Below are 6,702 nucleotides of genomic sequence, written 5' to 3'. Positions count from 1 at the left end.
CGCGGACACACCGCGCTGAAGGGCCAACCACCTGCCAGCCGCGTTCCCAACCTCACAGGGCAATACAGCTAGGGCTGGGTCCCAGGTGGCGGCGAGGGCGGTGGGGCACGGGAGGGTGAGGGACGGGTCGTCGGGGGTCCAGCGCACGCCGCGTACGCCGACCGGGCCGTCGGACATGACGAGAGAGGCCAGGCCGATGGCGGGGACGGGCGGCAGGGTCCACATGTCCTGGCCGACGAGGAGGCCTGCCTTCGTGTCCAGGTCGAGCGCGCCGAGCGCGGCTTCGATCACCTCTGCGGTCCTGTTGGTGGCCATGAGCCCCGTACCTCCCGTTGGCGTGCCGCGAGCCGGCGCCCATCGTGACGCGGGAACCATGCGAACGGTAGGGACCGTGATGCATTTGTGATGTCACGAGGGCGGGGATGCCGTACGGTCCTGACGCACAGGGACACCGATGTGGAAGGAGTGCGGAGGATGGCGGCTGCCAGACCCAGGAGCGAGGAACGGCGCGCGGACATCCTGCGCGCCGCGTTCGAGGTGATCGCGGAGCGGGGGTACCGGGGCGCGTCGCTGACGGCGGTGGCGGAGCGGGCCGGGCTCACCCAGCAGGGGCTGCTGCACCACTATCCGAGCAAGGAGGCACTTCTGGTCGCGGTGCTGGAGGAGCGCGACCAGTGGGACACCGGCGGCGCGGGGCCGACGGGGCGGGAGGGGTGGCGGCTGGACCTGCTGGCCTCCCTGGTGGACTACAACGCGATGCGCCCGGGCATCGTGCAGACCTTCTCGGCGCTGCTCGGGGAGAGCGTCACCGAGGACCACCCCGCGCGGGACTTCTTCACCCGGCGCTACACCCAGGTACGCCGGGACCTCGCGGGCGTCCTGCGCGCCGAGTTCGGGGACCGCCTGCCGGGCGGCCTCTCCCCGGAGGCGGCGGCTCCGCTGCTGGCGGCCGTCCTGGACGGCCTCCAGTACCAGTGGCTCCTGGACCCCGAGGCGGTGGACATGCCCGGGGCGTTCCGGGACTTCCTCGGGCTGCTGCGGTGGCAGGGGGCTGACGCCCCGGACGGCGCGACGGCCTGAACGGGCCGCCGGTCCGGACCCGCGCGGCCGGCTGAACCGGCAAGGCATACTGGCCACATGATCGTCGCAGCCGCCCAGTTCTCCTGCACCCCCGGCGACATCGCCGCCAACGTACGCACCATGGCCGGACTCGTCCGCGCGGCGGACGGGGCACGGCTGGTCGTCTTCCCGGAGCTGGCGCTGACCGGCTACGAGCTGGAGCTCGTCGCACACGACCCGGGGCTCCAGGTCGGGGAGAGCGACCCGCGGCTCGATGCGGTGCGGGAGGCGTGCCGGACGGCCGGCGCCGCGGCCGTCGTCAACGGGGCTGCCCCTCCGGCACGTTCGGATGCGCGGCTTCCGGGTCTCACCTCGTACGTCATCGGACCGGACGGCTCCACGCTCGCCCGCTACGACAAGCAGCACCTGCACGGTGCGGAGCGCGAGGTGTTCACAGCCGGTGAGGGTGACGGGCGGTTCACCCTGGACGGGCACCGGTTCGCGCTCGCCACCTGCTTCGACAACCACTTTCCCGAGTTGGGCGGGCGCGCCGCGGAGGACGGCTGCGCCGTGTACCTGGCGAGTGCGCTGTACGGCACCGGCGACGGGGTGCGGGAGCGGGCGGAGACGTATCCGGCGATCGCCCGGGACAACGGGCTGTACGTGGTGCTCGCGAACCACGTGGGCCCGGCAGGCCCGTGGACGGGATGCGGGCGCAGCGCCGTATGGGGGCCCGACGGAATGCCGCTGGCGGAGGCGGACGCCGCCGCGCCGGGCCTCGTCCGCGCGGAACTGCCTCTGCAGGCCCGGCCGTCTGCCTAGTTCTTGTGCAGGCTGTACGGCCCCGGTGCCTCGGCGGTCTCGTCCGGTGTCCCGGCAACCGGGGCCAGCTCACGTGCGAGCAGCGTGGCACCCGCCACCGCCCCGGGCATGAGGAGGACAGCGGCGAACGGCACCAGGAAGGCGAGTGCCAGCGGTACGCCGAAGCCCAGGGTCAGCAGGCGTCGGCCGCGCAGGAGTTCCAGCCGTTCCTTCAGCCGGAGGCGGCGGCGCTGGAGGGCGACGGCGGTCAGCTCCTCCGCCAGGAAGAATCCGGACACACAGAACCCGATCACCGGGACGACGGTCTGCCCGGCCACGGGGACGAACCCGAGGGCGAACAGCAGGATCCCGAACAGCGCGACCCGGGCCAGGATGCGAAGGCTGTCGACGGCGGAGATCCACAGCTCCCGCCACAGCGGCAGCCCGGACTCGGGCACCTCGCCGCCCTCGGTCCGGTCGACCTCCTCGGACAGGGACTCGTAGAAGGGCTGGCCGATGAGCAGCGTCACCGCGGTGAACGTGACCACGGCGAGGAACAACCCGAGGGCGAAGACCAGCGCGGTCAGGAATCCGCGGAAGAGCCCCTGCCAGGGTGACGTCCAGTCGTCCGCGAGCGGCGTCGCCCAGGCCGCCAGGTCGTCGGCTCCGTATGCGAGCCCGACGAGGGCGCCCGCGTACAGGACGAGCGTGACGAGGGCCGGCAGCAGGCCGAACCCATACCAGCGGCCACGCCGGGCCACCCACCGCTGTCCCTGCATCAGATAGCCGAAGCCCTTGGCAAGATCACCCATGGAGCTCACCCTAGCGAGGCCCGGCCGGGGACCGCACCCACGTCCGCGGAGTACGGCCCCGGCCCGGCTCAGGGCCCCGGCTGCGGCGGCGCGGCCGGTCAGACCGCGAGGTCGACCGTGATGTTGCCGCGGGTCGCCTTGGAGTACGGGCAGACCTGGTGGGCCTTCTCGATCAGCTCCTTGGCGGCCACCGCGTCCACGTTCGGGATGGCCGCGGAGATCTTCACGATGAGCCCGAAGCCGTCGTCGTTCTTGCCGATGCCGACCTCGGCGGTCACCGTGGAGCCGGAGATGTCGGCGTTCTCCTGGCGGGCGACGACACCGAGGGCGCCCTGGAAGCAGGCGCTGAACCCGGCGGCGAACAGCTGCTCCGGGTTGGTGCCGCTGCCGGAGCCGCCCATCGCCCTGGGCGGGTTGACGACCACGTCGAGCGCCCCGTCGTCCGTGGCCACCCGGCCGTCCCGCCCGTTCTCGGCGGTGGCGACAGCGGTGTACAGGACGTCGGACTGCTGTATGGACATGTAGCGGTTCCTCCTGTGATGCGCCGCGACTCGCGCCCACGATCGCGACGGCCTGGAAGGAGCCTAGCGGGTCAGCGAGACGATCATCTTGCCGGTGTTCTCGCCGCGCAGAAGTCCGAGGAAGGCGTCGGTGCCGTTCTCCATGCCCTTGACGACCGTCTCGTTGAAGGTGAGCCGCCCGGTGCGCAGCCAGCCGGCGACCTCCTCCACGAACTGCTGCTGAAGGCCGTAGTGATCACCGACCAGGATGCCCTGGAGACGCAGCCGCTTGCCGATGGCCAGAGCGAGGTTGCGCGGGCCGGCGGGCGGCTCGGTGTCGTTGTACTGGGCGATCGCGCCGCAGAGAGTGACGCGGCCGTGCACGTTGAGCCGGGAGATCGCGGCCTCCAGGTGCTCGCCGCCGACGTTGTCGAAGTACACGTCGATGCCGTCGGGCGCGGCGGCCTTCAGCTGCTCGGCCACGGGGCCGTTCTTGTAGTTGAAGGCGGCGTCGAAGCCGTACTCCTCCACCAGCAGGCGGACCTTCTCGTCGGAACCGGCCGAGCCGACGACCCGGGAGGCGCCCTTCAGCTTGGCCATCTGGCCGACCTGACTGCCGACGGCACCGGCCGCGCCGGAGACGAAGACCGCGTCGCCCTCCTTGAAGGACGCGGTCTCGAAGAGGCCGGCGTAGGCGGTCAGGCCGGGCATGCCGAGCACGCCCAGGTAGGCGCTGAGCGGGGCGAGGGACCCGTCGACCTTGGTCGCCTGCCGGGCGTCCACGTCCGCGTACTCCCGCCAGCCCAGGCCGTGCAGCACCTGGTCGCCGACCTGGAAGCCCTCGGCGCCGGAGGCGATGACCTCACCGACCGCGCCGCCGTCCATGGGCCGGTCGAGCTGGAAGGGCGCGATGTAGGACTTCACGTCGTTCATCCGGCCGCGCATGTACGGGTCCACCGAGAAGTGCAGGTTGCGGACGAGGATCCGGCCCTCGCCGGGCGCGGCGACCGGAGCCTCGCGCAGGGCGAAGTCCTCGGGCGTGGGCCAGCCGTTCGGGCGGGCGACGAGGTGCCACTCCCGGCTGGTGCGGGGAAGCGACTCGGGGGACGCGGACATGAGGTTCCTCCTACGGAAGCCGGTTGCCTCGGCACCGGATGCTTCAGTTCCTGGTTGTTTCAGCATCTGGATGCTTCAGATACTGAAACAACCATGCCCATCGATATTTCATGCTGTCAAGTAACGGGGTAGGCTGGTGTGCATGGCCAGCTCCAGCACCCCCCGCACGGACCCGCTCACCCTCGAGGTCGTGGACCTGATCGGTTCGGTCGTGGCCCGCTACCACGAGGAGTACGAGCAGGCCGCCGCGCAGCACGCGCTGACCGGTGCCCAGGCGCGGGTGCTGAGCCTGCTCGCCTTGCAGCCCCTGCCCATGCGGCAGATCGCGCAGAAGCTGCGCTGCGAGCCGTCCAACATCACCGGAATAGTCGACCGGCTGGAGGCCCGCGGCCTGGTGGAGCGGCGTCCGGACCCGGCGGACCGCCGGGTGAAACTGGCCGCGCCCACGGAGGAGGGCCGCACCACGGCCCGGCGGCTGCGGGACGCACTGGACTTCGCGCGGGAGCCGCTGGCCGGGCTCTCGGTCACCGAGCGCACCCTGCTCCGCGACCTGCTGCGCCGCATGGTGGGCGGCGGGGCCTGAGCCGGGTCAGATACACCACCAGAGCCACTGCGTGCACGTCTCGGAGGGGGACGGGTCGGGCTCCGGTGACGCACTGGGCGTGACTCCCGGCACGGTGACCCCCGCCGACGGCGAGGCATCGTCCGACGCGGAGCCCGAAGGCCCCGGCGTAGCGCTGGGAGCCTGCTCGCTCGGGTCCGGGGACGACGGCGGGGCCACGGACGGGGACGATGTGACCGGCCGCGCGGGCGACGGGGCACCGGGCCCGCCGCTCCCCGCGGCAGAGGTGGATCCCGGCGCCGCCGATGCCGCGGAGGCGGTGCCACCGCTGTAGCCGCCGCGGCCACCGGTCGGAGACGCGCTGGCGGACGGCTCGGGAGCCGTGGCGGACTCCGTCACCGCCTCCGGGGCCTCCGGGGGCCCGGGCAGCGGGTCGGGGTCGGCCGGGCCGTCCTCCTCACGCACGGCGGAGGCCTCACCCCTCCCGTCCTTCCCCTCGGACAGCTGATCCACCGCGAGCCGGGCCAGGCCGAACGCTCCCAGCACCAGTACGAGCCCCCCGGCACCCAGCACCGCCTTGCGGCCCCGCCGTCTGCGCGCCCTGCGGCCCGCCGCCCGCGCGGATCCCCGGCCGCCGCCCTGGGTGCCCCCGCGGCGACGGGCGGTCGCGGGCGTGGCCGCGGACGGCGCCTCGTCCTCGTGGCGGCTCAGCTCGACGACGTGGTCCGGCTCGGACAGGGACCCGGGCTCAGGCACGGTCGCCCGGGGCCCGGCCTCGCGAGGCCCGGGTACGCGTGGGTGCGGGTCGGCCGGACCGGCGGCGCCGCGAAATCCTGCGGCCCGGGAACCGGCGCCGTACGCACCGGCGCTCCGGATGCCTGCGGCATCGGCGCCGGTGGTGCAGGGGGCCGGAGTGTGGGGCCGGCCCGGGTCCGGCACCTGGGGAACGGCGGGTACAGGGGTGTGGGGGTCGGGGAGGTGTTGGGCGTTCTGGGGGATGTGCTCGATGCTGTGGGGGGCTGTGTGGGGGGCGTCGCGCCGGATCCGGTCGGCAGGGGTACCGCACCCGGCGCAGGCCAGGGCACCGTTGAGGTGCCGCCGGCACTGATGGCAGTAATCCATGGCGCCCGCAGATTAAGCGGCATACGGCCGCCGGGGCCTGGAGGCGATGTGAGGATCTTGTGCCGGTGGCCGCGCACGGGCGGGCAGGATGGCGGTATGACCCCCTCCGCACCCTTCGGCCCGCGCGAGTTCCAGCTCGTCCTGCTGCGCCGCATGGCCGACCACCAGCCCGGACTGGTGGAGGACGCCCGCCGCGCCCTGGGCGCGTCCGCCACGGACATGCGGGAGGCCAACCGGCACTGGCAGGCCATGGTGCGCTCGCCCAGGGCCCGGGGTGCCCTCGCCCGTTACCGCTCGGTCCTGGGCGAACCCGGGCACCGCGCGGCCCGCACCATCGGTGACCTGGAGTGCGAGGCCCTGATGTGGCGGCTGCCGCTCTGGCCGGACCTGCGGTTCGAGGTGGTGACCGCGCCCGGGGGCAGGGCGGTGTGGAACGAGTGGCTCGTACGGGCGCCTGGCGTGCCCGCGCCCCCGCTTCGTACCGCAGCGGATCTGCGCCCCTGGTCGTGCACCGTCGAAGAGGCGGCCCGCGCCTTCGCGCCCGCGCGGCCGCTGCCGGCCGACGCGCCGACCCGGACCCGGCTGGCGGTCGTGCTCCCGGGCGGCGAGGCCCTCGTGGCCGAGTTCACCTGGGGGCTGCTCCAACGGCTGGTGGACCCGCCCGGTGGACAGCCGGCGGGTCCACTCCCCTTCACTCCGTGATCACTCCCGATCAGCTCATCCGCCGATC

At 73.3% G+C, this 6,702-nt stretch carries 8 protein-coding genes and 1 pseudogene; 4 read left to right on the top strand and 5 right to left on the bottom strand.

From position 1 onward, the window contains the following. Nucleotides 1-66: 66 nt before the first annotated feature. Nucleotides 67-315: pseudogene (locus tag I3F58_RS14245) on the bottom strand (hypothetical protein); the annotation flags it as partial. 159 nt (nt 316-474) lie between these two features. Between I3F58_RS14245 and I3F58_RS14240 the strand changes: the two are divergent. After that, nucleotides 475-1,080: a TetR/AcrR family transcriptional regulator gene (locus tag I3F58_RS14240; RefSeq protein ID WP_240108816.1), complete on the top strand. Its 606-nt coding sequence runs from the start codon at nt 475-477 to the stop codon at nt 1,078-1,080. A 57-nt stretch (nt 1,081-1,137) separates the two neighbouring features. Further along, a complete protein-coding gene (locus I3F58_RS14235) occupies nt 1,138-1,881 on the top strand; it encodes a carbon-nitrogen hydrolase family protein (protein ID WP_240108814.1) in 744 nt (247 codons plus the stop codon). Here I3F58_RS14235 and I3F58_RS14230 read toward each other — a convergent pair. The 3 genes from I3F58_RS14230 to I3F58_RS14220 form a co-directional block, all read right to left on the bottom strand. Then, nucleotides 1,878-2,672 carry an EI24 domain-containing protein gene (locus tag I3F58_RS14230; protein WP_240108812.1) on the bottom strand — a complete coding sequence of 265 codons (795 nt, stop codon included), beginning with the start codon at nt 2,670-2,672 and terminating at the stop codon, nt 1,878-1,880. The two genes, I3F58_RS14235 and I3F58_RS14230, sit on opposite strands and share 4 nt — an antisense overlap. A gap of 98 nt (nt 2,673-2,770) precedes the next feature. Next, nucleotides 2,771-3,193 carry an organic hydroperoxide resistance protein gene (locus tag I3F58_RS14225; RefSeq protein WP_240108810.1) on the bottom strand — a complete coding sequence of 141 codons (423 nt, stop codon included), beginning with the start codon at nt 3,191-3,193 and terminating at the stop codon, nt 2,771-2,773. 63 nt (nt 3,194-3,256) lie between these two features. After that, entirely contained in the window at nt 3,257-4,288 is a 1,032-nt protein-coding gene (locus tag I3F58_RS14220) for an NADP-dependent oxidoreductase (protein WP_240108808.1), read from the bottom strand. Between the two features lie 142 nt (nt 4,289-4,430). On the opposite strand from I3F58_RS14220, the gene I3F58_RS14215 reads away from it, so the two are divergent. Next, nucleotides 4,431-4,871 (top strand): MarR family winged helix-turn-helix transcriptional regulator, encoded by a 441-nt coding sequence (locus I3F58_RS14215; RefSeq protein ID WP_240108806.1) that lies wholly within the window; start codon nt 4,431-4,433, stop codon nt 4,869-4,871. A 6-nt stretch (nt 4,872-4,877) separates the two neighbouring features. On the opposite strand, the gene I3F58_RS14210 is transcribed toward I3F58_RS14215, so the two are convergent. Then, nucleotides 4,878-5,606 (bottom strand): hypothetical protein, encoded by a 729-nt coding sequence (locus I3F58_RS14210; protein WP_240108804.1) that lies wholly within the window; start codon nt 5,604-5,606, stop codon nt 4,878-4,880. Between the two features lie 462 nt (nt 5,607-6,068). Here I3F58_RS14210 and I3F58_RS14205 point away from each other — a divergent pair, with 462 nt between their 5' ends. After that, nucleotides 6,069-6,674: a hypothetical protein gene (locus I3F58_RS14205; RefSeq protein ID WP_240108802.1), complete on the top strand. Its 606-nt coding sequence runs from the start codon at nt 6,069-6,071 to the stop codon at nt 6,672-6,674. Nucleotides 6,675-6,702 lie beyond the last annotated feature (28 nt).

The sequence above is a fragment of the Streptomyces sp. MUM 203J genome (assembly GCF_022414595.1).
Lineage (GTDB): Bacteria > Actinomycetota > Actinomycetes > Streptomycetales > Streptomycetaceae > Streptomyces.
The sequence above is the reverse complement of the archived record's forward strand: the minus strand, read 5'-3'. Positions and strand labels throughout refer to the sequence as shown.

What these genes read in the sequence shown, in the direction of transcription:
- I3F58_RS14205 (WP_240108802.1), top strand. Translation starts at nt 6,069, where the DNA reads ATGACCCCCTCCGCACCCTTCGGCCCGCGCGAGTTCCAGCTCGTCCTG.
- I3F58_RS14235 (WP_240108814.1), top strand. Translation starts at nt 1,138, where the DNA reads ATGATCGTCGCAGCCGCCCAGTTCTCCTGCACCCCCGGCGACATCGCC.
- I3F58_RS14220 (WP_240108808.1), bottom strand. Translation starts at nt 4,288, where the DNA reads ATGTCCGCGTCCCCCGAGTCGCTTCCCCGCACCAGCCGGGAGTGGCAC.
- I3F58_RS14230 (WP_240108812.1), bottom strand. Translation starts at nt 2,672, where the DNA reads ATGGGTGATCTTGCCAAGGGCTTCGGCTATCTGATGCAGGGACAGCGG.
- I3F58_RS14215 (WP_240108806.1), top strand. Translation starts at nt 4,431, where the DNA reads ATGGCCAGCTCCAGCACCCCCCGCACGGACCCGCTCACCCTCGAGGTC.
- I3F58_RS14240 (WP_240108816.1), top strand. Translation starts at nt 475, where the DNA reads ATGGCGGCTGCCAGACCCAGGAGCGAGGAACGGCGCGCGGACATCCTG.
- I3F58_RS14225 (WP_240108810.1), bottom strand. Translation starts at nt 3,193, where the DNA reads ATGTCCATACAGCAGTCCGACGTCCTGTACACCGCTGTCGCCACCGCC.